Origin of the sequence: Helicobacter sp. MIT 21-1697, assembly GCF_026241255.1 — a bacterium.
GTDB lineage: Bacteria > Campylobacterota > Campylobacteria > Campylobacterales > Helicobacteraceae > Helicobacter_C.
The window spans coordinates 1-24,996 of sequence record NZ_JAPHNC010000004.1 but is presented as its reverse complement, the minus strand read 5'-3'; the positions used below and the strand labels follow the sequence as shown (position 1 = coordinate 24,996).

Genomic DNA, 24,996 nt, shown 5'->3' with positions numbered 1-24,996 from the left:
GAGGCATTATGATAGAAAGTATTGATAGCAAACGTTTTTATGAAGTGATTCAACAAGGTTGTGTGGTGGTAGATTTTAGTGCGCCGTGGTGTCCAGATTGTCGGCATATTGAGCCTATGCTTGAGACTTTAGCACAAGAATTTGCAGGGAAAATTCATATTTTTAAAATCAGCTTTGATACACAAGTTCATCTTAAGGACGAACTCAATATTCGTAAAATTCCCACACTCATTTTTTATAAAGATGGGCGAGAGGTAGGAGAGCGCCTGATTGAACCGCACTCCATAGAAAATATTAGAAGTGCATTTAACGCGCTTTTATAGTGTTCCACCCATAGTGCCAATTCCTTTTTGCTTTTCCTTAAAATAGAGTGATAGAAAACTTTTATAGAATCTTTTTTAGAAACCAAGTTAAATAATCCAATATATAATAATGCCTTTTGAACACTTTTTGAATCCAACTCTTAAAGGGGCACACCTGATGATTACCAACAATACACGAATATATTTAAAGTTTCTTTTATTTTTATGGCTCACAGCTATTCTTATGCGCGTTGGCTTTTTATTGTGGCAATGGGAGAATCTTGCTGACTTTTCTTGGACTGAATTAGGAAAGGCTTTTTATATTGGCATTCGCTTTGATGGGCGTATAGCTGCATTTATGTCTCTTCCTCTGCTTATATGCCTTTTTGCACCTTTTATATCAAAATCTTTTCATAAAGTGCGTCCATTTTTGGTGGCATTTTATGCGATTGTATTTATTTTGTATATTCTTATTTATATCGTTGATTTTGCTCACTATGCGTATTTACAATCACGACTGAATTTTGCAGCCATTGGATTACTAGAGGACACCAAAGAATCTTTAGGAATGATTTGGCAAACATATCCGGTTATAAAACTTTTAGTGCTTCTTGGCGTTATTGTCTCTCTACTTACATTTGGAAGCAAAATGATTTTAAACAAGTGGGCTTATGGCACAAATACTATTTCAAGCAAAATAACATCAGGGATAGCCACTTTACTTGTAGTTGTTATCTTAATTTATGGGCAATATGGCATCATCTACTATCCATTGCGATGGAGCGAGGCGTTCTTCTCTGGACATAATCAAATTACTGCACTAGGGCTTAATCCTATTCAGAATCTTGCAGATACGCGTCCAAAAAATTCCTACACAGACAATACAAAACAAGCCAAAGAAGCTTATCCTACCGCCGTAGAATACTTAGGTGTGCAAAATCCTAATGTAGATTCTATGAGTTATGATCGCTTTTCAAAGGCTACTGGGGGGGGGGCTAAACCAAATATTGTCATCATAGTTATTGAATCTATGAGTACACATAAAAGTTCGCTTATGTTTGATGAACTAGACACAACACGCTTTCTTGCTCAACTCGCCAAAGAATCGCTGTATTTTCCTAATTACTACGCTTCAGCCCGCACCACTGCAAGAGCAATGTTTTCTATTATCACAGGCATACCCGATGTAAATGAATATTTTAAAACAAGTTCTCGCGACCCTTATACAATGGACCAACATATTGTGTGGAATGACTTTGAAGGATACGATAAGCTTTATATGCTCGGTGGCAATGCAAATTGGGCAAATATACGCGGAGTCTTGGCAAATAATGTTTCTGGGCTTAAAATATACGAGGAGGGATATTGGAAATCTCCTAGAATGGATGTATGGGGGATTTCAGACGAAAACCTTTTGCAAGAATCTAACACCCTCCTTGAAGAACAAAAGTCTCCTTTTATAAGCCTCATTCAACTTGCAAGTTTTCACGGACCTTTCACCGTTCCTAAAGACATACCTGATTTTGATTACACTATACCTGATGAGCAATATTTAAAAAAATATGGTTTTGAAAATAGAGCAGATGAATATCTTTCTATGAAATATTGTGATTATGCGCTCAAAAAGTTTTTTGAGAGCGCAAAAAAATCATCATATTATGATAATACAATCTTTATTATCACAGGCGACCACGGAATGTCGCAGATTTCACCTTCGGTTGATAAAACTTATTCAAGCTTGCTTTTGCACGAATTTCAAGTGCCTCTTATTATCCACGCTCCAAAATTCTTCCCTCAAGGCAAAATAATGCCCCAAGCCGGAGGGCACATTGATATATTCCCAACAGCAGCTGGTTTAGCTGGAATCAAAGTTCATAATACAACTATGGGTAGAGATTTACTAGATAAAAGCTTTGGCGAAGGGCGTTTTACTTTTATCCGCCGCTGGAATAGACCACCTTTACTGATAAGCAATGAGTATTGCTATTCTAATGAATACGAGCAGGCGGGAGGAGGTGTACTTTATAAACGCACTCTCAAAGATTCTATACATCAAGATTCTACTCATTGGCAACTCGCAGGAGAGAAAGAATCTCATCTTTCAGAAAAGCTTAGAAAAATCAATACAGATATGTTAGAAACAGCAACATATATGCTCTATCATAATACCAAATCACGCGCAGATAAAACTAAAGAATCTTTGGGAGATTAATGCTTATAGTCTCCCCATAAAACTTATGAGATTTACAAGTATGCGCTTGAGCCAAAGCGGCAAGATATTATAGAATCTTGCCGCATATACCAAGGAATATGGAAACGCATAGAATCTTTTGCCTTTTTTAATCGCAATATACATCTTTTTAGCTGCTTTCTCAACGCTCATTTGTGGAATAGAGGGGTGAATATAATCTGTCAGCGGCGTTTTGATAAAACCCGGACAAATAGTTGTAATACATACCTCTTTTTGTGCCACGCTCAAACTCTCTCCCAAACTTTTAACAAAACTCTTTGAGGCACTATAACTTGGCGCATTTGGCAATGCAAGAAGTGCAGCAATAGAGCTTACAAGCACCATTTGTCCTTTCTTTTTGTCTTTTAATTTTTGCTTATAAAATGCTTTAAGTGCATAAAATGCCATATACGCTACACCCATAGCATTTGTATGGCAAATTTCAAAATGCTTTTGTATGCTCTCTTTTGCACCCATCGCAACTCCCGCATTTAGAATAAGCACATCAAGCCTAGAGGCAAATATTTCTTCACACCAAAGTTTGCACGCTTTTTCATCGCTTATATCAAAAGAAGCAATTTCTATTTGCACTTGAGGATTTAGCGCTAAAATATGCGTTTTACTTTCCTCTAAGCGCTCAATATTGCGCCCTGCAAGATACAAATGAGTGGCTTGGTTTGAAAAACACATTGCTAATGCTCTGCCTATACCGCTACTTGCTCCCGTAATTGCTACACGAAAAATATCCATTTTCATTATCCCTACACATCAAAAATATAACTATTATAGCAAATATGCTACAATCGCATTTCGCACTTTTATTCTTAATTCTCAAGGGATACTATGATAAATATTGCCATTAATGGCTTTGGACGCATTGGTAGAAGTATTATGCGTGCGGCATTGCAGCAAAAATACAAAGAACATATCAACATTATTGCCATTAATGATATTAATGAATGGGAGATTCTAAGCTATCTCCTTGAATACGACACCACGCACGGCACATTGCCTTTTGAAGTCTCACATAGTGCCCATACGCTGACACTTACAAACAATCAAAGCACCTATCCACCCATTCGCACCTTTAATCACACTCACCCCGATGAACTTGATTTTGCTGCAGTTGGGGCTGATATTGTCATTGAATCAAGTGGGCAATTTTTAGATTCTAAGCAGCTTACACATCATTGTCAAAAAGGCGTAAAAAAGGTGATTTTATCTGCCACGCCAAGCGATAATATGCCCACTTTTGCACTCGGTGCCAATCATACACTTTATAGCTCACAGCCTATTATTTCCAATGCTTCTTGCACAGCTAATGCGCTAGCACCACTTTGTAAAATTATAAATGAATGCTTTGGGATTGAAATGGCAAGTTTTTGCATTATGCACAGCTATACAAATGAGCAATCGCTACTTGATAGTGTGTATCCACACAACAAACGCCGCTCAAGGGCTGCAGCTCAAAATATCATTCCTACGCATACAGGCGCGATAGACGCACTCACTCGTGTGCTACCTGAACTTGAGGGAAAACTAGGTGGGCATAGTGTGCGCGTGCCGGTTTCAAATGTCCTGCTCCTTGACATAACTTTTATTCTTTCGCACCCAACGAACACCACAAAACTTAATGAATCAATTATCAATGCGAGCAAAACTACTATGAAAAATATTATTGGTATTGATTTAAAACAAGGTGTAAGTAGTGATTTTATCGGAAACCCTCATAGCGTAGTGTTTGCGCCAGATTTAAGCTATATTGTCAATGGAAATATGGCGCGCATTATAGCGTGGTGCGATAATGAATGGGGATATGCTAATCGTGTGCTAGATATGGCACAATTTATTAGTTCTTAAATTCATTTATGTATGATTTTAGCTCCTTTATCCAATATCTTGATAAGACAAACCAATCACGCTTAAAAAAGCTCAAAATTGATAATCTCCTTTCCCTTATCATTACCCACGCACCCAAGTCTTATACTGATACTACACTTACTCCTACACTTATTCTTCATAGTAATGTCCTTATTAAAGTATGCATACACGATTTGAAAATGCTTGGTTTTGGCAAAAACGCGCGTTTAAGTATTGATGCCACAATGAGTGATTTTAACCAACCGCTTGAAATGATTATTTTCCACCCAAAGCCTTTTCATAAAAAGATTTTTAGCAAAGATTCTATTCATTATGTGTTGGGAAAACTTGAATCTTACAATCAACATTACACGCTGATTCAGCCAAAATCGATTAAGCACATTAACACCATTACACCTCATTTTAAAACGACCCTGCTTAGTGCCAAAGCAATGCAAAGCCTCACTCAAGCTGCTATTACTATGGAAAATCTACTCTCTTGTGGCATTCCTCACACAACTGCTCAAAAAATATATGATATTTTTATGCCCTCATCGCATTTTATGCTTGCCTTTAAAGAATGTAACGCTCTACCTCAAGCACATCTCAATGCACTTAAATTTGTTGAAATATATCATTATTTGCATTTGCTCTCGCGCAAAAAAATACATTTTAATGCCAAATATCGCTGCGACAACGATATTACACCATTTATAGAATCTTTACCTTTTTCTCTCACACACGGACAATATGCTGCCATACAAGATATACGCTTAGACTTAGATTCTCAAATTGCAGCAAGACGGCTTATTATGGGTGATGTGGGCTGTGGCAAAACAATAATAATCCTCTGCGCTGTAATGATGACATACCCTCATACAAGCATTCTTATGGCGCCCACTACCATTCTTGCTACGCAACTTTATGAAGAAGCAAAACGACTGCTCCCACCCTTTATTAAAATACATCTTATCACTGCAAAAACGCACCAAGATTCACAAGAGGCACACTTTATCATCGGCACACAAGCCTTGCTTTATCGTGAGCTTACATTAGAAAATGTAGCCCTTGTGATGAGTGATGAACAGCACCGATTTGGGACAAACCAACGTTATGGGCTAGAAAAAATAGGACAAGATGCTCAAAAAAAGGCTCGCCCTCATATCTTGCAATTTTCAGCCACGCCTATTCCACGCACTCTTGCAATGATTAATGCGCAATTTATTCATCTAAGTGTTATTCAAGACTTACCCTTTAAAAAAGATATAAGCACCTCCATTGTGGATAAAAGCACATTTAAGACAATGCTTTATGCCTTACAAAATGAAATCAACAAAGGACACCAAGCTATTATTATTTATCCTCTCGTAGAAGAAAGCGAACATCTCAACTATCTCTCTTTGAGTGAAGGGCTAAGCTTTTGGCAAAAACATTTTGAAAATGTATATTTTACTTCAGGTAAAGATAAAAACAAACAAAACATTATAGATGAGTTTGCACGCAATGGCTCACTACTTCTTGCAACTACGCTCGTTGAGGTAGGAATCTCACTCCCAAAAGTTTCTACTATTGTCATTGTCGCACCCGAACGATTAGGTTTAGCCACATTACATCAGCTGCGTGGGCGTGTAAGTCGCAATGGATTGAAAGGATATTGCTATCTCTATACACACCAACCAAATAATGAGCGTCTCAAGGCTTTTTGCAATACATTAAGTGGCTTTGACATTGCCGAACTAGATTTAAAATACCGCAATAGCGGAGATATACTAAGTGGCGAACGACAAAGCGGCGATGAATTTATATATTTTGATATGGGAAGCGATGAGCATATTCTTAAAGAAGCGCAAGCACTTATACAAAGACAAAATACCCAAAAAGAGTAGTCAATATTACACCTTAAAGTGTGTCATATTGTTTCTTAAAGCATCAGAGATGTTTTTAAGCTCACTGATAACCTTATTGGTATTTTCAAGCGAATTTCTTGTCTCTTGAGACAATGTAGAAATACTCTGCATATCGTGCAAAATACTTTGCATTGTGTCTTCTTGTTGTGCCGAAGAAGATGCTACCACGCGAGCTTTTTGAAGTGAATCTTGGGCTTGACTTTGGATTTCCTCTAAAGTATGCACAGAATCTAAAATAAGCTTTTGCCCTTTATCAACTTGTGGCACGATGGCTTCAATAGAATTTACAGAAACTCCTATGCTCTCTTGAATAAGCGTTATCATATTAGCAATTTCTGCCGTAGTAGAAGCTGTGCGTTCTGCGAGTTTTCGCACCTCATCTGCAACAACAGCAAATCCTCTGCCGTGCTCTCCTGCCCTTGCTGCTTCAATTGCAGCATTAAGTGCAAGGAGGTTTGTTTGGTCTGCGATTTCTGCAATTAATCCTGCACTTCCACCAATTTCTACAGATTGTTGTTGCAAACCACGAATATTATCAGCCGAAGAGCTAATCATTTCTGTAATTTTGCCAATTTCTTGAGCAGTAATATTGATAATCTCCACTCCTTTAGATGAAATTTCAACACTTTTGACTGAATTTTCCTCTGTTTGTTTAGCAATATCTGACACTTCAGCGACAGAATGATTTATTTGCTCTATTTTGCCAACTATGGTTGCCGAATTTTGCATTTGTATATTCGCATCATCTTGTGCTTTTTGCGCCACATCGGAGACTTCAAGAGCAATCTTATTTACTTGCTGCGATGAATGTGTAATAGCCTCTACAATTTCTCTTAATCCCTCTTGCATACTCGCAATAGACGAAAGTATAGAATCTTTATTTTTATATGTTATATGCCCAGATAGGTCTCCATTTGCAATTTTAGAAACAATATATGAAGCAATATAAGGCTCTCCGCCAAGCACCCGCAACAAATTACGAATAATCACAATCGCTACAATTACGCCAAAAACTATGCTACAAGCTAGAAGCACCAAAAGCAAAATTTTAAACCCATCAACATCGCTCCTTAGCTGATGTGTAAGCCCTGAATTAGCATTTTCTTGGTAATCAATAAATTCATTAATTTGTGCAAGCCATTGCGTAAAATAAGGGGAAAGCGTTGTAAGAATAGTGTATGCCTTTTGAGAATCTCCTGCGAGCTTCGCCTGAATAATCTGCACAATAAGCGGAATAGCTTTGGCTTGTGTTTCCTCAATAGAATGCAAAATGCTGAGTTCTTTTTTATTAAGGAGCTTTGTATCAATAAATTTCTTCTTCATATTATCTTCTGCTTCCTTATAAAACTTCTCTAAGGTGCTAATCTGTTCTAAAAGTTGTTGAAGTCCATTTTTATCTTCGCTACTAATAAGCACGACATCACGCACAGCAATAGCTCTATCATGCACACTTCCCCGAAAGTTGATTGCATAACGTTGAGCAAGGGCATTTTTATCATTGATTTCGCTTAATGAAGCATTAATACTGCTTACGCGATTAAGACTCATAAATACCATTACGCACGAAAATACAATTAAAACTCCAAAACCAAAGCTAAGCATAACGCCCACGCTTGTTTTTTTCTTTGGGGGCTGAACTTCTAAAGTCTTAGACATAATTATCTCCCTTAAAATGTTTAAAAAATTATACCACATTTATTAAAGTATATTTTAATAAATATTATCCATTAAAACGCATTTTGTTTGGGGTTTGATATTAAAATATGTTAGAATCTTTGCCAAAAATCATTCATTCATCATCAAGGGGTCCAAAAATGAATACCGAAATGATTGCTGTAATGCTCGGCGTTTCTCTTATACTTGGCTTGTTTGGATTGCTTGCATTTATATGGGGATTAAAAAATGGACAATTTGATGATGCAAACAAAATGATGCAGGGTGTGCTTTTTGATTCTGTGGAAGATTTAAATCTTGCTGCAAAAACTGATAAAAAGCAGACTCAACTCGGTCAAAAAAATAAAGGAGAAAATAATGAGTAAGATATATGATGTAGCTGTGGTGGGCTGCGGACCAGCTGGGATTAGTGCTGCCATAGAATCTCAAGCACATAATTTAAGTGTGATAGCACTTGAAAAGGGTGATTCGCACAATATGAGTATTCGCAAGTTTTACAAAGAGGGCAAACGCGTGGATAAGGATTACAAAGGGCAAGTTGTGCAGTTAGAGGGCAAAATTGACTTTAAAGATGGCAATAGAGAAAGCACACTAGCCTTTTTTGATGAGATTCTCTCCCCTATTGAAGTAAATTATCAAAGTGATGTAGAATCTGTTACATCTTCTTCAGATAATGGCAATGAGGGTTTTATCCTTACCACCACAGATAATCGCAGTTATAAGGCGCGTTTTGTCATTATATGTATTGGCAAAATGGGACAGCCCAACAAGCCAAGCTATGCTCTGCCTCCAACGATTCGTAAATGTATCAATTTCAATGCCAATGACGCACAACAAAATGAAAAGATTCTCGTGGTAGGTGGAGGAAATTCTGCTGTTGAGTATGCGTGCGATTTAGCCCAAAATGCAGCAAATGGTGGAAGCGTAACGCTTAATTACCGCCGCAGTGAATTTACTCGTATCAATGACATTAACGCTACCCAACTTCAAGCACTCACTCAAGGAGGAAAGATTCTCACAAAACTTGGCATAGATATTACAGAGTTAAGCGATAATAATGGAAAGGTAGGAGTGCATTTTAGTGATGGGAGCAAAGAGAGCTTTGATAGAGTGATTTATGCCATTGGTGGAGCTTCGCCTATTGATTTTTTGAAAAAATGCTCTATTGCCGCAGATGAAAAAGGTGTGCCACTTTGTTCTCCCCTATGGGAAAGTAGCGTGAAAAATATCTTTGTAGCAGGAGATATTGCACTTAAAAATGGTGGCTCAATCGCCGCTGCCATCAAATATGGCTATGATATTGTCCAAGAAATTGCACAAAGAGTAAAACATTAAATCCTAATCAATAAACACTTCTGCCAATACGCCACCGATAATGTATATAAAAGGCATAAGCACAAGATAGAGCAAAAATAAAGCAGGGAGTTTGCTTTCATATTTGCGCACAAATACGCTTGCTCCAGCCGCAAGCGTATAAAGAATCATCGCAACAAAGGCACAAGTCATTGTTAAAATAGTCTCTTGGGGTGTTACGCCCATTTCTTTATCCAAAAACTCAAGCAACTCTTGTAAGGTAAAATTATCTATCTCAAAAATCCCTTGAAAAAATAACATAGCAAGAATAATGACTACCCCAAAATAGAAGTATAAAACAAGAAGTCCGATTTTAAAAAAATCTCTTTTAAGATAGAGCACCAACCCCGTAATGCCAATCGCATTTACGAGCAAAGAGGACGACATAAAGGGAACATAAGTGCGTATAAGAAAAAAATACATAAAAACAATAAGAGCTGCGCTAAATTTGCATATTTTTTGCATTGTGCTCATCTCAATGCAAGGATATAAACCTATTTTTTGTAAAAAATCATTTTTTGATTGCTGCGAATGTGGATTCACTATTGTCTCCTGTCTCCCTAAAAAATAAATTTTTCCATACTATAAGAAAACTCCAAATATAACATTTCTTTTTGCAAATTTTAGCGACAATGTTTCAATTTTACTCTTTATTTTTCTAATCTTATAGCAACAAGACAAGCAAGATTCTTTGCTATTTAAGAGAGATTTTCTATTTGTGCTCCAGATTCTATAAGGAGCTTGATTATTTCATTATTATTACGATATGTGCGCTCTTGCTCAATGTACTTTTTATTATCCTCAATCGCTCTTTGGAGCGGAGATTGCCCACTTTTGCTATCAATATTTATATTCAATATTGCAGATAAAAATGCAGCAAGTTTGCTTTTCCAACATAACACATTTGGGTTTGCTCCATTTTTTAAAAGATTCTCCACTTTTTTTGTATTGCCCTCTTGCACAGCATAATAAATACTACAAGGATAAAAAGTGCTCTGCAAATACAACCACAGAGCAAATATGAGCGCAATAATCAACAAGCATAATGCCAAAAATCTTTTGATGATGACTTTTTTCTCTCGCTTGTGTAGGGATTGAATCTCTTGCGGAAATGGCTCATCATTCAAAAGCGGAAAATCCCAATACACAGACATACCACGATGAAGCAAAATTCTATCTTTATGTCCTAAAGGCACTTTTGCACAAAAATCAAGAAAAGCAAAAAGTGCTGGAAGATTGCCAACCAAAGGCAGATTTTTGTTGCAAAATTCATTGATAAGGCTTTGTTGTAAATATTGCTCACGCCACTCTTGATTCACACTCTGCCTCGTGCTATGCCACACTTGACATTGCATATCCTCTAAAAGCTTGATTTCTAGCTTATGAAAAACTTTTGCCTTTTTAAAAGAGATAAGAAAATGTCCATTTTGAGTGCGAAAAATAACAAATTCTTTGAGTTTGGGCAAAAGGAGTTTGCGTGTGCAAAAAGTATAAATACCCTCTAAAATAATACCCAATACACAAAATGCAAGGAATATAAAAGGTGCAAAGGCAAGAGCATAGCCAATAGCAAATCCAATCCCCATAGGCTCAATCATAATTGCAATCATAGCAAAAAGCACAGGTGAGCCCACAGCTAATGCGCCACCGATTCTAAAACACCATTTAAAAAACATTTTGTCCCCTTATCTTTAATTTGTTTTCATACACTCACTCTTGATATAACTTCTATGGGCGAGGGCACATTCGTTTTCTTTATTTTATAATTTATAGAAGATTACTTTCAACAAAACAATAAACAATGCCTAAGGGAGCAGAATAATCTTTTTGTAAGCGCGTTTAATTTCTCCTTTGTTTTCCATTTCTTTGAGGATTCGCGAGATGACTTCGCGCGAACTGCCTAAATGATTGGCAATTTCTTCGTGGCTTATGCGAATCTCTTTATTGTGCGCATTTTCGTGCAAAAACTCGCGGATTCGTTCAACAAGTGGCTTAAATAATGCCTGCTCAAGTGTGGAGATAGTTTGACTTAAACGTTTAGAAATGATTGTGAGTGCGAAGTTAGAAAGTGCAGGATAAGTGTCTTTGAGGCTTGAAAATAGCTCTTGAGGCACAAGCAACACCTCTGTGGCTTGGCTACTCTCAAGTAAAATATCATAATTGATAGAATGCAGCGCACAATGTGAGCAAAGCAGACATATGTCGTTTTCTTTAAGGGTAAAAAGCGTAATTTCTTTGGCATTTTCGCTCATAATATACGCACGCAAACCCCCTGAAAGCACAAGGATAAAGCCCAAACAAGTTTCCTTTTGATTAATGAGTGTATGTGGAGCGAATCTCTTAAAAAGTGTGCGCTGCATTAAAGCCTGTAAATCTTCTTGCGCTAACCCTAACGGAGCAAAAATAGCTTTTAATCGCTCTTTACTCACTTACTCTCCCTCCTTGCTTTGTCATTCAAATGTGATTTTATCACAGACATCATTATTTTTTTACCCTATACTTTGTCATATTTTTTAAAAGGAGTTTTTATGAAAAACATAGAACGGATAATCCGAATCTTGCTTGCTTGTGGTATTTTTGCTGCTGGATTTTATTTTGAATCTTGGTGGGGACTTGTAGGACTTATCCCTTTGCTCACAGGTGCATTTGGTTTTTGTCCTCTGTATGTATGGACAGGGAAACAGGCTTGCCCACTTGGCATTTGCCCTATCTCTAAAAAAGAGAAAGAATAAACTTGATGTAGGCTTATTTTGATAAGCCTACTCTTTCACTCACTTTTATATTAGAATCCTTGCCCTTTACGCTTGCAGTGGAGATTCAAAAAAGATTTGACATATGTCCTAAAAGGGTAGAAGTATGTGCTTGAACTTGGCTAAACTATCCTCTAAGCTGCTCTAACCTATCGCGTTTTGTGCCAATATCTGTGATTTGAATCCCAAAGTTTCCATCAACAATAACAACTTCGCCCTTAGCAATGACTTTATCATCTACGAGAATCTCAAGCGGGTCATTTGCAAGCTGATTAAGCTCTATCACGCTCCCAATATCCATTGCAATGACATCTTTAAGAAGCATTCTTTTTTGCCCGATGCGCACCTTAACATTCAAACGTACATCTAAAATCATATTGATATTTTTATATTCGGTAGGAGAGAGGGGTGTGTTTATTTGGGCAGTAGATTCTGTGGAATCAGCTTGAACAGGTGTATTGCCGCCTTCAAAAAGTTCCACAAAACTTTTATTTGCTAAAATCGTAAAATTTGACTGGATAGAATCTAAGGTAAAATTAAAAATATATGCCTTATCAAAGCGCGATAAATCCATATTTTCTGTAATAAATTCAATAGTGCTACACGCAAAATTGAGCTTTGGTAGCTCATTTTGTGAATTAAGTGAGGTAGAAACCGCACCAAAAATATTAGAACTGATTTCTTTTATCGCGTCTAAATCATCATCGCTCATCTCGTTTTTAACCTCACCCTCGCCGCCGAGCATCATATCCGCGAGTGCTGTTCCCATTTCTACGGGAATAACCATTGCTATTTCACCATTGCCATCACCACTTGCTTGGATATAGCTGATAGCATAAGGTGTGGGGAGATTCTCAAGGCTAACACTATCATCTCGCGTATGACTTACGCTTGGAGTTTTTCCCATTAAGCCTTCAATAGTCGTTGTTGTTTCTGTCGCAACTAAATCAATAAATGCTTTCATTCTCCCTCCTCTGCGATATTTGCAATTCTATTTTTACGCTGCCCTTCAAGCATTTCAAGGACTTCTTTTACTTGGTCTTTTTCTGTTTTAATCACTTCTTTAATCTGTAATGTCTTCCTATAACGTTGCAATCCAATACTCGCAATATATTTTTCACGCCCATCAACAGAAACAATTATAGTATCATCAGCAACAGTATCAAGTCGCACAATATCACCTACCTGTAAATCCAAAATTTCTTTAAGCGTGAGTGTAGCATCACCTAGATAACCAGACACTATGACATTTGCTCCAGCAATAAGAGCTTGGAGTTCTTTATTACGACTCTTTTTGGAGCTTGTATCACTCAGCATCAAATCACGACTTGCCAAGCGCGAAAGCACGGTTTCAAGCGAAATAACAGGATAACAAATACTCATCATACCACTACTATGCCCAATAATAATCTCCATAACCACCATAATAACAATTTCATTTTGTGCCACAATTTGCACGACATTAGGAGAAGATTCTTTGGCATCAACGCTCGGAAAAATCTCTGTGATAGAGCTCCACGCTTCTTTGAGATTTTGCATCACTTGACGCAAAAGCGTATCAAGGAGATTAAGTTCAATATCACTAAACTCCCTTGAGCTTTCATAAGGGTCGCCCTTACCTCCTAAAAGCCTATCAATCATTGGAAAGGCAATACTTGGGTTAATCTCTAAAATTGCTGCACCTTCTAGCGGCTTCATTGAAAAAATATTAAAGCTTGTAGGAGAGGGCAAACTCATTAAAAACTCGCCATAAGTCATTTGATCCACACTATGGAGCTGAATCTCCACAATACTTCGCATAACCGCAGAAACTTGAGAGGAAAGACTACGCGCCATCTTATCGTGAATAGATTTAAAAGCGCGCAACTGCTCCTTACTCACACGATTAGGACGTTTAAAATCATAAAGCGTAACTTGTTTTTGATGTGTTAAGTCCTGTTTCTCTATATCAGCGGTATCGCCATCATCATCAACAACTTCTAAGAGGGCGTCAATTTCTTCTTGACTTAATATATCAGCCATTAATATCTCCTAATGCTTGTCTAATTTTTTTGACAATTTCTTTGGTAATCTGCGAAATACGAGATTCTGTAATGTCTAAAATCTCGCTGATTTCCTTAAGGCTAAGTTCCTCAAAATAATACAGCTGAATAATCATCTGCTCACGTTTGCCGAGTTTTTTAAGAACATCAAAGATAATCTCCATAAGCTCATCTTTTTGCACATCTTCAAGAATATTTTCCCCACAAATAGCATTATATTGCTCATCAATAGGCACAAGTGCGTATATATCTGAAGCCATACGCGCTTCTCTAACTTTTGCTATATCTTCTTTAAGAATCTGTGCAAGATATTCATCACTTGGCTCTTCTTGATGTTCATTAAAATACTTTGAGACTTCATAATCAATACTTTTTACAAGCTTACGATTAGCACGAGAGAGCACATCAAGGCTTCGCAAATAATCAAGCATTGCTCCATTCACCCGCGTTTTAGCAAAGCCCCAAAAAGAATCATTGAGACTACTATCATAACGGCGAGCAAGTTTAATAAGTTCTTCTGTACCAATAGATACAAGATCTGCCATTTCAATAGAACTAGGCAGCCTCTCCTTAAGGCGAAATGCCATCGCTTTAACTGCTGGCAGGTATTGCAAGGCAAGCTCATCTTGTGCATATTTAAGCGTTTGATTATATCCATTATTGTTTTTTATGCTTTTCATTAAATACCTTTAGCTCTCTTTGGGCGCGTTTTGTTGTGCTGCCTGTGCTGCCATTTCTTCATCATCAGATTCTATACTTCTAATAAAATTCCGAATCTTAGCCGATTCTTTTTCACGTTTATCAAATTCAAGGCGATAAAATTCAAGATTATTCTCAAGCTTGCTTTTTTTAAGCCGAGTGCGTTCAAAATCCAAAAACCAAAAATATAATGATACACACAGCCACAATCAAATATATACCCATTGTCGTAATAATTGTCCATAAAACCATAAATTCAGGTTCATCAAATTTCGTAATGGAAAATGTTAATCCAATAAAAAACCCTGCTACAATGCTAAAGCTCATATAATTATCTGGTTTCATACAATCCCCTAAATAACCTCAATCAAATATAACCTAATATCCGCCGCAAAAAATCAGCAAAATGCTGCTTATGAGGTTGGGTAAGCATATTTTGTTCCAATTTTGCTATAAGCTCTCGTGCAATATCTTGAATCTGCCCACTTGACATACTTAAGGGTTCGGCTTTGGCAAAAAGTTCTCTTGAGCGCACCGCTTTTGCCACAACCTGACTTTGTTCAATAAATCCAAGCAAGAAAAGCTTCAAAGCAGGCATACTTTTTTGAGCCAAGCCCACAATGCGCTCAAAAACAAGCCGCGATTCTTTGGCATTTTTAACCATATTAAGAATCATATAAATGTGATTATGTATTTTGCTATTAAGCTTAATAGTAGCATAGGCGTCAGTAAGGGCTGATGGGTCAGGTGTAGTAACCACGATAACCACATCACTTGCATTTAAAAAATTTTGTGTTATACCGCCAATACCTGCACCTGTATCAATAATCATATAATCAATATTCTCTAAAATATCACTCTCTTCAAGGAAACGTTCCAACACACCGCTATTAGCATATTTAAGAATCTCCTCGCCATTATCGCCGGGTATAAGATATAAACCATCTTCAATAGGATAAATAACCTCTTGAAAACTTGCCTCTCCGCACAAAGCGTGAAAAATATTTTTCTGTGTCTTTACTCCAAAAATTAAATCAAGATTCGCCAAACCAATATCCGCATCAAAAACTGCTACACGTTTTTTAAGCTTCCATAAACAATACGCAAGATTAGCACTAATGCTTGATTTACCAACGCCACCTTTGCCTGAAGTGATGGCAATAAATTTCGTTGCGCTAAAATTGCGTTTATCCTGACTTTGGACAAGTGCTTGAAGATCGTGGGCTTGGTTTTGTATCATTTAGCACTTCCGCTATTTAGATTCTGGGCGTTTAAATCCATCAAGCAAACAATCTACCAAATAATCATTACCTGCCAAAATCAAATCATTTGGCACACCTTGCCCGATTGAGAGATAGCTAATGGGTTTTTTTGTTTCATATACAAGCGAAAACATATTACCAAAGTTGCGGCTTTCATCAAGTTTGCTAAAAATTAAGGTATCAATATTCATTTCGCTAAAAGCATTATAAGTATCGCGCAAATCTTCATACTTTGCATTAATTGCAAGCACAAGATTCACATCAATTTTGTAATCATTATTGAGATAGGATTTAAGCGCTTGAAGTTTGCTGCGGTCGTGTTGAGAGTGTCCTGCTGTATCAATAAGAATATAATCACAATGCTTAAGCGAATCTATCGCCTTGCCAAATTCTTCTGGTTCTACCACCGTGTCAATACTTAGCTTCATCATACGCGCATACGCCATTAATTGATCTACTGCTGCTAGACGATAGGTATCAAGCGTAACTACACCCACACGATAACGTTGATTAAGCATTAAAGAATAACGCGCAGCGAGTTTGGCTAAAGTGGTTGTCTTCCCTACGCCCGTAGGTCCTACAAGCATTATGATTTTCTTTGCGTTGCTTTGGAGATTTTCAGGGCGACAATAAATCATTTTTCGTAGCACTTCGCGAAAATAGCGTTTAATCGTTGTAGAATTTGAGCGCATTTTAAGTGGCATAAGCTCTAATGATAATTGCATAATCGTATCCAAATGCTCCTTGTTCATACCACTACTTTTTGCGATTCTATAAATCTCTGCAAACTCTTGGGGAATATTAATGCCCTCACTTTTGGGACTTTTTTCCTCCCATAGCATATTTTGAATAATCTTCATCTTGTCATTAATCTCATCAAGCTCATTTTTAATGTGCTTAAGCTCTATTTTTTGATTAATACTTTGTTCTAAGCGCGTTTGTTGCAAATTCTCTATTTTATCCTCTATGCTTGAAATATGCGTTGTATTTGCTTTGTTTAAGGTTGCTTTAGCCGTAGGATAAGGACGCTTAGGCTGAATCTTAGGATTTGCAGGCATATTGCTTGGCACATTAGCAATTTGTGATATTTGTTTTACCGCATCAGAAAGTTGGAGCGTTACCTCATCATACACTTTAGGTTTATTTGCTTCCTGACGCTTCTTTGCCATATTTTTTTCTGCAATCTCATCAAGCCTTTTTTGCACACTATTCGCCGCTACTTTCTCTTGTGTGCCTTGCGTATCCTTAGATTCTGGAGCTGATGGTGCGTTTTCATCATCAACAGCAATAACGATTTCATATAAACCGGATTGGGTGAGAGATTTTTTGCGAATCTCTTTATTTTCTACGAGTAAAATTTCATTACCAAAAGTATCTTGTGCCTTTTTAAGGGCTTGGGCTGGGGTATCTCCCATAAAAGTGTGAAGTTTTTTTGCCATCGTATCCGCCTATAAGCTCAAAATAGAAATTCTTATTGTAGCTTGTTGATGTTTTAGTAAAGTTTAACTGCGCCTATAAAGATACAAACTTTCACATATATGTTTCTATAAAGCTCAAAGGCAACATCACTGAAGCCCTACTCTCATACAAAGAATGAGGCACTTGCAAATAAGGGCGTTTGATGCGAAGTGCATTAAAAAAGATAATATCAATATCAAGTGTGCGTGGGGCATTTTTAAAAGCCCTTTTGCGCGCTCTACCGAATCGGCGCTCAATATAAAAAATAAGCCCATAAATTTCTACCAAACTTAAATTACTCCCACACACCATAATTGCATTATAAAAATCATCTTGATTCTTAAAACCAAAAGGTGGATTGCGCCAAAGTGGCGATGTGTGTAAAATCTCTATATGCGAATGAGCATTAAACCACATAAATACAGATTCCAAAATGGCAATGCTGCCTTTTTCATTGAGGAGAGTGCTAAGTCCCTGATTAGAACCAAGTCCTAATACAAAAATATTGCGATACTTAGCCAAAGCAAATTTTTGAGGCTTTTTATGCAAACTATAAGGATAATGCTTGGAGCTTAGAATCTGTGTGCTTTTGTGTGCCATTATCTGCCTTTGGTTTTATATTTGTGAAAACATTATAGAATCTTAGCCCAAATTTATATCATTCAAAGGACAATGCAATGAAAAAAATGTCGCAATATATGTTTTTTTATATGCTTTTATTGGGGGCTTCAATGAGTTTTGGGGCAAGTTTTGAAGACACACTCAAAGCCACGATTAAAAGCAATACAAAGCAAGACATTCAGATTCTTAAAACTCAAAGTCTCCAATCAAGCCCCGATGTAAAACTTGTGCTTATTGCTGTGGGTAATATGCAAGTGCCAATTTTTGCAAGCAAAGATGGCAAGCTTGTTATGGGCGTTTCAAATGTATTTTTTGCACATAAAAGCGAAGATATGGGCGCGGTAGGCAGTCTCATCAAACAAACTCAAAATGAATCCAAACCTGATAAAGCCCTCCTTGATACATTCTTTAAAAAGATTCCACAAGATGAGTATATTATCCTTCGCTCTATCAATAAAAATGCTAAAAAAATTACCTACATTGTCTCTGACCCTAATTGTCCTAGCTGTCAAAAAGAATTAAACGCTATCCAAGAAAGGCTAAAAGATTCTGATGTATATATGTTGCTTGTGGGATTTGTTGGCGAAGATTCACCCATTAAATCAAGTATGTTGCGCGATAGGCTGCTTGATGTTAAAGATGACAAAGAAAAGCTTAAGATTCTCAAAGAGGTCTATACACCCAAATCCAAAGTGCCCACAAGCTATATTAACATTGACATAAAAGATATAATGAAAATAAACCAAAAAGTGGTAGATGCGGGCATTAAAAGTGTGCCATTTGTATATGAGCGCAATAAATAGCCAAAGGCTAAAGCGATGTAAGCAAAGATTCAAAACTTTGCTTAAATGCCACAATTCCCTCATCTAAAAGATGATGAGCGATAATATCACGATGAATATTTTTCTCTTTGAGATTCTCCCAAAATGCCAAGCGCGAAGATGTATTGATTAATGATTTTTGTCCTTTATCCTCACTCATTTCATAAGCTCTAATACTCTCAAGCGGAGCAGTATTGACACTATGAGGCAAAATCAGTTTGTCAATATAATAACTTTTTGGCACATTTTCATTCTTTACACCCGTTGAGGCAAAAAGGGTGCGGATATGGGGCGCATTGTATTGTTCAATGATTTCATAACAATCCATAGCATTTATAATGCCTGTTTGCAAGCGCAGATTCGTGGGCAAAGAATCATCTAGCATTCTATCAAAACGCGAAACAAACACGCTTATTACGCCTTGAAGCAAATTAGAATACTCTGTGTGAGAATCTTGAGCTTTTTTAAAGCCATTTTGTAATGCCAACACACACTCCTTTGCTTGAGATGGGGCAAAAACCAAAGTCGCATTTATATTTATACCCTTTGAAGCAAGCGCATTCATTATTTCATATCCTGCCAAGGTAGCTGGCACTTTTATCATCACATTTGGCAGAGCAATGCTTTGATACAATCTCACACCCTCATCTACACTTTGTGCCACATCATCACATAAAAGTGGGTCAATTTCTAGGCTGATAAAACCTTGCGCAGGATTGCTCTCCCACAAAGGCTTAAGTATCTGCGCGGCGCGGCGAATATCTGCAAGAGCAAGATGTTCATAAATTTCTTTTGAATTTTTGCCCTTTAATGTGGCAATAGCACTTTGGTAGATAGGATTCTTAAGAGCTTGAGCAAAAATGCTTGGGTTGCTTGTAGCTCCATTTATGAGTTTAGAATCCACAAGTTTGCTAAACTCATTTTCTAAAAAATCTCTTTGTATAAAATCACACCACAAGCTAAAATCAATGTTGCTCACTCTTGCCCCTTTATATTAAATTATTGCTATTTTATAAGAATAAAATGGCAATATTACATTAAAAAAGTTAGGAGAAACTTATGCGATACAAATTAATGATGTGTGGCTTTAGTGCTATGTGCGAAGATATGCAAGAAGTGCGGGATAGGCTTAAAGTGATTCCTGTGGAGCGAGCAGAGCTTGAAAGTTCAGAATGCTATGTGTTTGATTTGCATTCGGCACAAAAATATGAAATAATCCCCACACCAAAAGGCTGGGTGATACAAGGCTATGAAGAATAACAACACATTTTTGTGATGCATTTATGTAAAAATCTGCACAAAGTGATACATAAGGTTCTCTTAATTGTTTAAAAGCTTTCATTTTTAGAGAATTTTTATTACTTGTGTAGTTTTTATTGCTACAATAAAAGGCTTTTAGTAGCAATTTTTTCTTAAATTAGGAGTAACTTATGAGTTATACAAAATATCAAAGAGGTTATTTTATGCCTCCTGCGCCGTCTTTAGAATGGAGTAAAAAAGAATACATTACCAAAGCACCAATATGGTGCAGCGTGGATTTGCGTGATGGGAATCAAGCCCTTATCACACCTATGAACCTAGAAGAAAAAATTACATTTTTTAAACTGCTGCTAAAAGTTGGATTTAAAGAAATTGAGGTAGGATTCCCCGCAGCAAGCGAAACAGAATACGCTTTCTTGCGCACACTTATTGAGCAAAATCTTATCCCTGATGATGTGTGTGTGCAAGTTTTAACACAAGCAAGGGAGCATATTATTAAAAAAACTTTTGAAAGCCTTGAGGGTTGCAAAAATGCTATCGTGCATTTTTATAATTCTACCTCTTATGCCCAAAGAGAGCAAGTCTTTAAAAAAAGCAAAGAGGATATTAAAAAAATAGCTCTTAATGGTGCTCACGCGCTAAAATCCTACGCCCAAAGCACAAAAGGGAATTTTAGGTTTGAATATTCACCAGAAAGCTTTAGTGGCACAGAAGTAGATTATGCACTTGAAGTGTGTAATGCTGTTATTGATGTATTTGAGCCTACGCCTGATAAAAAACTTATCATCAATCTTCCTGTAACCGTTGAAATGAGTTTGCCCCATATCTACGCAAGTCAAGTAGAATATATGTCAAAACATCTTAAGGGCAGAGAAAATGTGCTTATTTCTTTGCACCCACATAATGATAGGGGTTGTGCAATAGCAGATGCAGAATTAGGTTTGCTCGCAGGTGCAGATAGAGTTGAAGGGACACTTTTTGGCAATGGTGAGCGCACAGGAAATGTGGATATTATCACTCTTGCGATGAATATGCACTCTCACGGGGTAGATTCTCAACTTGATTTTAGTAATATCCCCTCTATCTGCGATGTATATGAAAAAGTAACCAAAATGCAAGTATATGAGCGGCAACCATATTCTGGCAAACTTGTATTTGCAGCATTTTCAGGCTCTCATCAAGATGCTATTGCTAAAGGTATGACTTATCACAAAGAACACAATCTAAGCACTTGGAGTGTGCCTTATTTGCCTATTGACCCAAAAGATGTGGGACGCGTATATGAAAGCGATGTGATACGCATTAATTCCCAAAGTGGCAAAGGTGGTATTGCCTATATCTTGCATCATCATTATGGTGTGAATCTCCCGCCACTTTTTAGAGAGGAGTTTTCTTATTATGTAAAAAATATCTCCGATAGGGCGCATAAAGAATTAAGTCCTGATGAAATTTGTGAGATTTTTCATAATGACTTTGTGAATCTTGGCAATAAAATTTGTGTACAGGATTTTCATTTTACACATACAGATTCTAAGCCTTCACAAGAATGCAATGTGAATTTGCACATTGTGTATGCAAAAGAAAATTCTGAAACACAACAAGAAATCACGGGCAAAGGCAATGGGAGACTTGATAGTATCGCAAATGCCCTAAGGGAAAATTTAAACTTAGATTTTGAAATCATTGATTACAGCGAACATTCGCTCAAAAAAGGCTCTACTTCGCAGGCTGTCTCGTATGTGCAAATAGAGAGTAAAGGAAAGAAATACTTTGGAGTAGGCATTGATAATGATATTATCAATGCGTCTGTATATGGGCTTGTAAGTGCCCTTAATCGCATTATATAAATATAAGGAGAAAACTATGGGTATGACAATGTCGCAAAAAATCCTTGCTGATAGGGCAGGATTAGAATCTGTGCGTCCTAATGATTTAATTATGGCAAAGCTTGATATGGTGCTTGGCAATGACATTACCACACCTGTGGCAATTAATGCCTTTAAAGCAGCAAAATTTCAAAAAGTTTTTGATAAAGATAAAATCTCTTTAGTAATGGACCATTTTGCACCTAATAAAGACATAAAAGCCGCTACACAAAGTGCGCAATGCCGATGTTTTGCAAAAGATTTTGATATTTCACATTATTATGATGTGGGCAATATGGGTGTAGAACACGCACTTTTACCCGAGCAAGGGATTGTAACTATTGGCGATTTGATTATCGGTGCAGATTCTCATACTTGCACTTATGGAGCATTAGGTGCATTTAGCACAGGGGTAGGCTCTACTGATATGGCTGTGGGTATGGCAACAGGGCAAGCGTGGTTTAAAGTGCCTCACGCTATGAAATTTAATCTCAAAGGCAAATTGCGCCCTTATGTCAGTGGCAAAGATGTGATTTTACATATTATTGGCAAAATTGGCGTTGATGGTGCGCTATATAAAAGTATGGAATTTAGTGGAGAGGGATTAAAAAATCTCACTATTGATGATAGGCTTTGTATCGCAAATATGGCAATAGAAGCGGGCGCAAAAAATGGAATCTTTGAAGTTGATGATATTACAATCAATTATGCCAAAGGGCGCACAAAAAGAGATTTTAGAATCTACAAGGCAGATGAAGACGCACAATATGAGCAAGTCTTTGATATTAACTTAGATTCTATCAATCACACAGTGGCTTTTCCACATTTGCCAGAAAATACTAAAGAAAAAGATGATTGGGGTGAGATTAAAATTGACCAAGTTGTCATTGGCTCTTGCACAAATGGCAGATTAAGCGATATGGCAGTGGCTGCGGAGATTCTAAAAGACAAAACCATTGCAAAAAATACGCGCTGCATTATTATCCCTGCTACTCAAAATATTTACCTAGAGTGCATTAATCGTGGCTATTTGGAAACATTTATTAAAGCGGGAGCTGTTGTTTCTACACCTACTTGCGGACCTTGTCTTGGCGGACATATGGGTATCTTGGCAGCAAATGAAAAATGTGTCTCTACGACTAATCGTAATTTCGTGGGCAGAATGGGACATATCACAAGCGAAGTGTATCTCTCCTCGCCTGAAGTCGCTGCAGCAAGTGCTGTGAGAGGGATTCTAAGCTCGCCACAAGACATTGCATAAGAATGTAAGGCGAATTGCAGAGCAAAAGAAAAACAAAGAATCTAAGGAGTTCAAATGAAAGCACAAGGTTTTGTCCATAAATATGGCGATAATGTTGATACTGATGTGATTATCCCAGCGCGCTATCTTAATACTGCCGAGCATAAAGAACTCGCTAGTCATTGTATGGAAGATATTGACAAAGAGTTTGTTGCTAAAGTCAAAGAGGGTGATATTATGGTTGGTGGGTGGAATTTTGGCTGTGGCTCAAGCAGAGAGCACGCGCCTATTGCGATTAAAGCAAGTGGTATAAGCTGCATTATTGCCAAATCTTTTGCGCGCATTTTTTATCGCAATGCCATCAATATAGGACTTGCGATTATAGAATCTGAGCAAATTGCACAAAGCTTAGAAAATGGCGATGAAGTGGCGATTGATTTTGATAAAGGCGTGATTACAAATTGCAACAATAATCAACAATTTAGCACCACACCTTTTCCGCCCTTTATCCAAGAGATTATCAATGCAAATGGATATTTAAATTGGATTGCCAAAAGAAAGGCAAATGCCTAAAAGGAGGGAATATGCAAAAACGCATTGCAGTAATATATGGTGATGGTATTGGCAGAGAGGTTATCACTCAAGCACTTAGAATCTTAGAATCCACAGCAGATAAATATGGGCATACATTTATATTTGAAGAAGTCCTAGCAGGGGGCTGTGCGATTGATAAGTGTGGGCAATGTCTCCCACAGGAGAGTTTGGAGATTTGCAAACAAAGTGATAGTGTGCTTCTTGGTGCAGTGGGCGGTCCCAAATGGGATAATGAGCCTAGCCACAACCGCCCAGAAAAAGCCTTGCTGACATTGCGAAAAGAATTGGGGTTATTTGCTAATATTCGTCCCGCCACGCTTTTGCCCCAACTTCGCAAGGCTAGCCCCTTAAAAGATGAGATTCTAAATTGCGGGATTGATTTTATCATTGTGCGTGAGCTTATCGGTGGCGCGTATTTTGGTGAGCACAAAATTGAACAAATAAATGGTGAAAAAGTCGCCACAGATGGTATGACTTATAGTGCTTCACAAATAGAATCTATTGCTAAGGTGGCATTTGATATTGCGAGAAAACGCAAAAAACAAGTTATCTCTGTGGATAAGGCAAATGTCCTTAGCTCTTCGCGATTATGGCGGGAAGTGGTAGAATCTGTGGCAAAAAACTATCCAGATGTCCAGCTTTCGCATATGTATGTGGATAATGCAGCAATGCAAATTTGTCGCGCTCCTAGTCAATTTGATGTGCTTCTTACTGAAAATATGTTTGGCGATATTTTAAGCGATGAGGCAAGCGTGATTACAGGCACTATCGGCGTCATTCCTTCGGCTTCCCTCTCACTTGGGACTTTAGGACTTTATGAGCCTATACACGGCAGTGCGCCTGATATTGCAGGAGAAGATAAAGCAAATCCCATAGGCACGATACTCTCTGCGGCAATGATGTTAGAGCTTTCATTTGGGCTGACAAAAGAAAGTGAAGCTATACAAAGAGCTGTGCAAGAAGCATTAGAAAAAGGCTATCGCACCGGAGATATGATGAGCGAAGGCTGCACTCTTGTGGGCTGTAAGCAAATGGGTGATATAATTTTAGAATCTATT

27 protein-coding genes are annotated in these 24,996 nt (G+C 37.5%); 13 read left to right on the top strand and 14 right to left on the bottom strand.

Annotation, left to right across the window (positions count from 1 at the left end; genetic code table 11):
• Positions 1–8 precede the first annotated feature (8 nt).
• Complete coding sequence (locus OQH61_RS04820; protein WP_266026173.1) at positions 9–323, top strand: thioredoxin family protein; 315 nt, start codon at positions 9–11, stop codon at positions 321–323.
• A 157-nt stretch (positions 324–480) separates the two neighbouring features.
• Positions 481–2,514: an LTA synthase family protein gene (locus tag OQH61_RS04815; RefSeq protein ID WP_266026172.1), complete on the top strand. Its 2,034-nt coding sequence runs from the start codon at positions 481–483 to the stop codon at positions 2,512–2,514.
• A gap of 3 nt (positions 2,515–2,517) precedes the next feature.
• On the opposite strand, the gene OQH61_RS04810 is transcribed toward OQH61_RS04815, so the two are convergent.
• Positions 2,518–3,282 (bottom strand): SDR family NAD(P)-dependent oxidoreductase, encoded by a 765-nt coding sequence (locus OQH61_RS04810; protein ID WP_266026171.1) that lies wholly within the window; start codon positions 3,280–3,282, stop codon positions 2,518–2,520.
• A 93-nt stretch (positions 3,283–3,375) separates the two neighbouring features.
• On the opposite strand from OQH61_RS04810, the gene OQH61_RS04805 reads away from it, so the two are divergent.
• Both OQH61_RS04805 and recG read left to right on the top strand, forming a co-directional pair.
• Positions 3,376–4,392, top strand: coding sequence for a type I glyceraldehyde-3-phosphate dehydrogenase (locus tag OQH61_RS04805; protein ID WP_266026170.1), 1,017 nt, complete (start codon positions 3,376–3,378; stop codon positions 4,390–4,392).
• An 8-nt stretch (positions 4,393–4,400) separates the two neighbouring features.
• On the top strand, positions 4,401–6,278 hold the full coding sequence (gene recG, locus OQH61_RS04800) for an ATP-dependent DNA helicase RecG (RefSeq protein ID WP_266026169.1): 1,878 nt from the start codon (positions 4,401–4,403) through the stop codon (positions 6,276–6,278).
• Positions 6,279–6,284: 6 nt separating this feature from the next.
• Here the strand turns inward: recG and OQH61_RS04795 are convergent, their stop codons facing one another.
• Positions 6,285–7,955 carry a methyl-accepting chemotaxis protein gene (locus OQH61_RS04795; RefSeq protein WP_266026168.1) on the bottom strand — a complete coding sequence of 557 codons (1,671 nt, stop codon included), beginning with the start codon at positions 7,953–7,955 and terminating at the stop codon, positions 6,285–6,287.
• Between the two features lie 158 nt (positions 7,956–8,113).
• Between OQH61_RS04795 and ccoS the strand changes: the two genes are divergently transcribed.
• Positions 8,114–8,338: a cbb3-type cytochrome oxidase assembly protein CcoS gene (gene ccoS / locus OQH61_RS04790; protein ID WP_266026167.1), complete on the top strand. Its 225-nt coding sequence runs from the start codon at positions 8,114–8,116 to the stop codon at positions 8,336–8,338.
• Entirely contained in the window at positions 8,331–9,308 is a 978-nt protein-coding gene (locus OQH61_RS04785) for an NAD(P)-binding domain-containing protein (protein ID WP_266026166.1), read from the top strand. Before ccoS ends, OQH61_RS04785 begins: the two co-directional genes overlap by 8 nt.
• 3 nt (positions 9,309–9,311) lie before the next feature.
• On the opposite strand, the gene OQH61_RS04780 is transcribed toward OQH61_RS04785, so the two are convergent.
• The 3 genes from OQH61_RS04780 to OQH61_RS04770 form a co-directional block, all read right to left on the bottom strand.
• On the bottom strand, positions 9,312–9,869 hold the full coding sequence (locus tag OQH61_RS04780; protein WP_266026165.1) for a hypothetical protein: 558 nt from the start codon (positions 9,867–9,869) through the stop codon (positions 9,312–9,314).
• Positions 9,870–10,024: 155 nt separating this feature from the next.
• A complete protein-coding gene (locus OQH61_RS04775; protein ID WP_266026164.1) occupies positions 10,025–11,002 on the bottom strand; it encodes an ankyrin repeat domain-containing protein in 978 nt (325 codons plus the stop codon).
• A 129-nt stretch (positions 11,003–11,131) separates the two neighbouring features.
• On the bottom strand, positions 11,132–11,755 hold the full coding sequence (locus OQH61_RS04770; RefSeq protein ID WP_266026163.1) for a Crp/Fnr family transcriptional regulator: 624 nt from the start codon (positions 11,753–11,755) through the stop codon (positions 11,132–11,134).
• 99 nt (positions 11,756–11,854) lie between these two features.
• Here OQH61_RS04770 and OQH61_RS04765 point away from each other — a divergent pair, with 99 nt between their 5' ends.
• The gene (locus tag OQH61_RS04765) at positions 11,855–12,058 is read left to right on the top strand and encodes a DUF2892 domain-containing protein (protein WP_266026162.1); all 204 of its coding nucleotides are present in this window, start codon (positions 11,855–11,857) and stop codon (positions 12,056–12,058) included.
• Between the two features lie 145 nt (positions 12,059–12,203).
• On the opposite strand, the gene fliY is transcribed toward OQH61_RS04765, so the two are convergent.
• The 8 genes from fliY to folK all read right to left on the bottom strand — a co-directional run bounded on the left by fliY (position 12,204) and on the right by folK (position 18,137).
• Positions 12,204–13,040 (bottom strand): flagellar motor switch protein FliY, encoded by an 837-nt coding sequence (gene fliY, locus OQH61_RS04760; protein ID WP_266026161.1) that lies wholly within the window; start codon positions 13,038–13,040, stop codon positions 12,204–12,206.
• A complete protein-coding gene (gene fliM / locus OQH61_RS04755; protein ID WP_266026160.1) occupies positions 13,037–14,098 on the bottom strand; it encodes a flagellar motor switch protein FliM in 1,062 nt (353 codons plus the stop codon). Before fliM ends, fliY begins: the two co-directional genes overlap by 4 nt.
• Positions 14,091–14,798, bottom strand: coding sequence for an RNA polymerase sigma factor FliA (locus OQH61_RS04750; RefSeq protein ID WP_266026159.1), 708 nt, complete (start codon positions 14,796–14,798; stop codon positions 14,091–14,093). The genes fliM and OQH61_RS04750 overlap by 8 nt, the downstream gene beginning before the upstream one ends.
• A gap of 9 nt (positions 14,799–14,807) precedes the next feature.
• Positions 14,808–14,993 carry a hypothetical protein gene (locus tag OQH61_RS04745; RefSeq protein WP_266026158.1) on the bottom strand — a complete coding sequence of 62 codons (186 nt, stop codon included), beginning with the start codon at positions 14,991–14,993 and terminating at the stop codon, positions 14,808–14,810.
• Entirely contained in the window at positions 14,983–15,162 is a 180-nt protein-coding gene (locus tag OQH61_RS04740; protein WP_266026157.1) for a hypothetical protein, read from the bottom strand. The genes OQH61_RS04745 and OQH61_RS04740 overlap by 11 nt, the downstream gene beginning before the upstream one ends.
• 22 nt (positions 15,163–15,184) lie before the next feature.
• Positions 15,185–16,057, bottom strand: a complete 873-nt coding sequence (locus tag OQH61_RS04735; RefSeq protein WP_266026156.1) for a MinD/ParA family protein — start codon at positions 16,055–16,057, stop codon at positions 15,185–15,187.
• A gap of 12 nt (positions 16,058–16,069) precedes the next feature.
• Positions 16,070–17,518: a flagellar biosynthesis protein FlhF gene (flhF, locus tag OQH61_RS04730; RefSeq protein ID WP_266026155.1), complete on the bottom strand. Its 1,449-nt coding sequence runs from the start codon at positions 17,516–17,518 to the stop codon at positions 16,070–16,072.
• A 91-nt stretch (positions 17,519–17,609) separates the two neighbouring features.
• Positions 17,610–18,137 carry a 2-amino-4-hydroxy-6-hydroxymethyldihydropteridine diphosphokinase gene (folK, locus tag OQH61_RS04725; RefSeq protein WP_266026154.1) on the bottom strand — a complete coding sequence of 176 codons (528 nt, stop codon included), beginning with the start codon at positions 18,135–18,137 and terminating at the stop codon, positions 17,610–17,612.
• A 77-nt stretch (positions 18,138–18,214) separates the two neighbouring features.
• Between folK and OQH61_RS04720 the strand changes: the two genes are divergently transcribed.
• On the top strand, positions 18,215–18,961 hold the full coding sequence (locus OQH61_RS04720) for a protein-disulfide isomerase (protein WP_266026153.1): 747 nt from the start codon (positions 18,215–18,217) through the stop codon (positions 18,959–18,961).
• A 7-nt stretch (positions 18,962–18,968) separates the two neighbouring features.
• Here OQH61_RS04720 and OQH61_RS04715 read toward each other — a convergent pair whose 3' ends face one another.
• Positions 18,969–19,958 (bottom strand): transaldolase, encoded by a 990-nt coding sequence (locus OQH61_RS04715; protein ID WP_266026152.1) that lies wholly within the window; start codon positions 19,956–19,958, stop codon positions 18,969–18,971.
• 80 nt (positions 19,959–20,038) lie between these two features.
• Between OQH61_RS04715 and OQH61_RS04710 the strand changes: the two genes are divergently transcribed.
• The 5 genes from OQH61_RS04710 to leuB form a co-directional block, all read left to right on the top strand.
• On the top strand, positions 20,039–20,239 hold the full coding sequence (locus tag OQH61_RS04710) for a hypothetical protein (RefSeq protein ID WP_266026151.1): 201 nt from the start codon (positions 20,039–20,041) through the stop codon (positions 20,237–20,239).
• 170 nt (positions 20,240–20,409) lie between these two features.
• A complete protein-coding gene (locus tag OQH61_RS04705; RefSeq protein ID WP_266026150.1) occupies positions 20,410–22,086 on the top strand; it encodes a 2-isopropylmalate synthase in 1,677 nt (558 codons plus the stop codon).
• A gap of 16 nt (positions 22,087–22,102) precedes the next feature.
• Positions 22,103–23,365, top strand: a complete 1,263-nt coding sequence (gene leuC / locus OQH61_RS04700) for a 3-isopropylmalate dehydratase large subunit (protein WP_266026149.1) — start codon at positions 22,103–22,105, stop codon at positions 23,363–23,365.
• A gap of 54 nt (positions 23,366–23,419) precedes the next feature.
• Positions 23,420–23,917 carry a 3-isopropylmalate dehydratase small subunit gene (gene leuD / locus OQH61_RS04695; RefSeq protein WP_266026147.1) on the top strand — a complete coding sequence of 166 codons (498 nt, stop codon included), beginning with the start codon at positions 23,420–23,422 and terminating at the stop codon, positions 23,915–23,917.
• A gap of 11 nt (positions 23,918–23,928) precedes the next feature.
• Positions 23,929–24,996: 3-isopropylmalate dehydrogenase (gene leuB, locus OQH61_RS04690; protein WP_266026146.1), on the top strand; the 1,068-nt coding region annotated here is incomplete at its 3' end.

Excerpts from the sequence above, each read along its gene's own strand:
- OQH61_RS04820 (WP_266026173.1), top strand. The coding sequence starts at position 9 with ATGATAGAAAGTATTGATAGCAAACGTTTTTATGAAGTGATTCAACAA.
- OQH61_RS04815 (WP_266026172.1), top strand. The coding sequence starts at position 481 with ATGATTACCAACAATACACGAATATATTTAAAGTTTCTTTTATTTTTA.
- OQH61_RS04810 (WP_266026171.1), bottom strand. The coding sequence starts at position 3,282 with ATGGATATTTTTCGTGTAGCAATTACGGGAGCAAGTAGCGGTATAGGC.
- OQH61_RS04805 (WP_266026170.1), top strand. The coding sequence starts at position 3,376 with ATGATAAATATTGCCATTAATGGCTTTGGACGCATTGGTAGAAGTATT.
- recG (WP_266026169.1), top strand. The coding sequence starts at position 4,401 with ATGTATGATTTTAGCTCCTTTATCCAATATCTTGATAAGACAAACCAA.
- OQH61_RS04795 (WP_266026168.1), bottom strand. The coding sequence starts at position 7,955 with ATGTCTAAGACTTTAGAAGTTCAGCCCCCAAAGAAAAAAACAAGCGTG.
- ccoS (WP_266026167.1), top strand. The coding sequence starts at position 8,114 with ATGAATACCGAAATGATTGCTGTAATGCTCGGCGTTTCTCTTATACTT.
- OQH61_RS04785 (WP_266026166.1), top strand. The coding sequence starts at position 8,331 with ATGAGTAAGATATATGATGTAGCTGTGGTGGGCTGCGGACCAGCTGGG.
- OQH61_RS04775 (WP_266026164.1), bottom strand. The coding sequence starts at position 11,002 with ATGTTTTTTAAATGGTGTTTTAGAATCGGTGGCGCATTAGCTGTGGGC.
- OQH61_RS04765 (WP_266026162.1), top strand. The coding sequence starts at position 11,855 with ATGAAAAACATAGAACGGATAATCCGAATCTTGCTTGCTTGTGGTATT.
- fliY (WP_266026161.1), bottom strand. The coding sequence starts at position 13,040 with ATGAAAGCATTTATTGATTTAGTTGCGACAGAAACAACAACGACTATT.
- fliM (WP_266026160.1), bottom strand. The coding sequence starts at position 14,098 with ATGGCTGATATATTAAGTCAAGAAGAAATTGACGCCCTCTTAGAAGTT.
- OQH61_RS04750 (WP_266026159.1), bottom strand. The coding sequence starts at position 14,798 with ATGAAAAGCATAAAAAACAATAATGGATATAATCAAACGCTTAAATAT.
- OQH61_RS04740 (WP_266026157.1), bottom strand. The coding sequence starts at position 15,162 with ATGAAACCAGATAATTATATGAGCTTTAGCATTGTAGCAGGGTTTTTT.
- OQH61_RS04735 (WP_266026156.1), bottom strand. The coding sequence starts at position 16,057 with ATGATACAAAACCAAGCCCACGATCTTCAAGCACTTGTCCAAAGTCAG.
- flhF (WP_266026155.1), bottom strand. The coding sequence starts at position 17,518 with ATGGCAAAAAAACTTCACACTTTTATGGGAGATACCCCAGCCCAAGCC.
- folK (WP_266026154.1), bottom strand. The coding sequence starts at position 18,137 with ATGGCACACAAAAGCACACAGATTCTAAGCTCCAAGCATTATCCTTAT.
- OQH61_RS04720 (WP_266026153.1), top strand. The coding sequence starts at position 18,215 with ATGAAAAAAATGTCGCAATATATGTTTTTTTATATGCTTTTATTGGGG.
- OQH61_RS04710 (WP_266026151.1), top strand. The coding sequence starts at position 20,039 with ATGCGATACAAATTAATGATGTGTGGCTTTAGTGCTATGTGCGAAGAT.
- OQH61_RS04705 (WP_266026150.1), top strand. The coding sequence starts at position 20,410 with ATGAGTTATACAAAATATCAAAGAGGTTATTTTATGCCTCCTGCGCCG.
- leuC (WP_266026149.1), top strand. The coding sequence starts at position 22,103 with ATGGGTATGACAATGTCGCAAAAAATCCTTGCTGATAGGGCAGGATTA.
- leuD (WP_266026147.1), top strand. The coding sequence starts at position 23,420 with ATGAAAGCACAAGGTTTTGTCCATAAATATGGCGATAATGTTGATACT.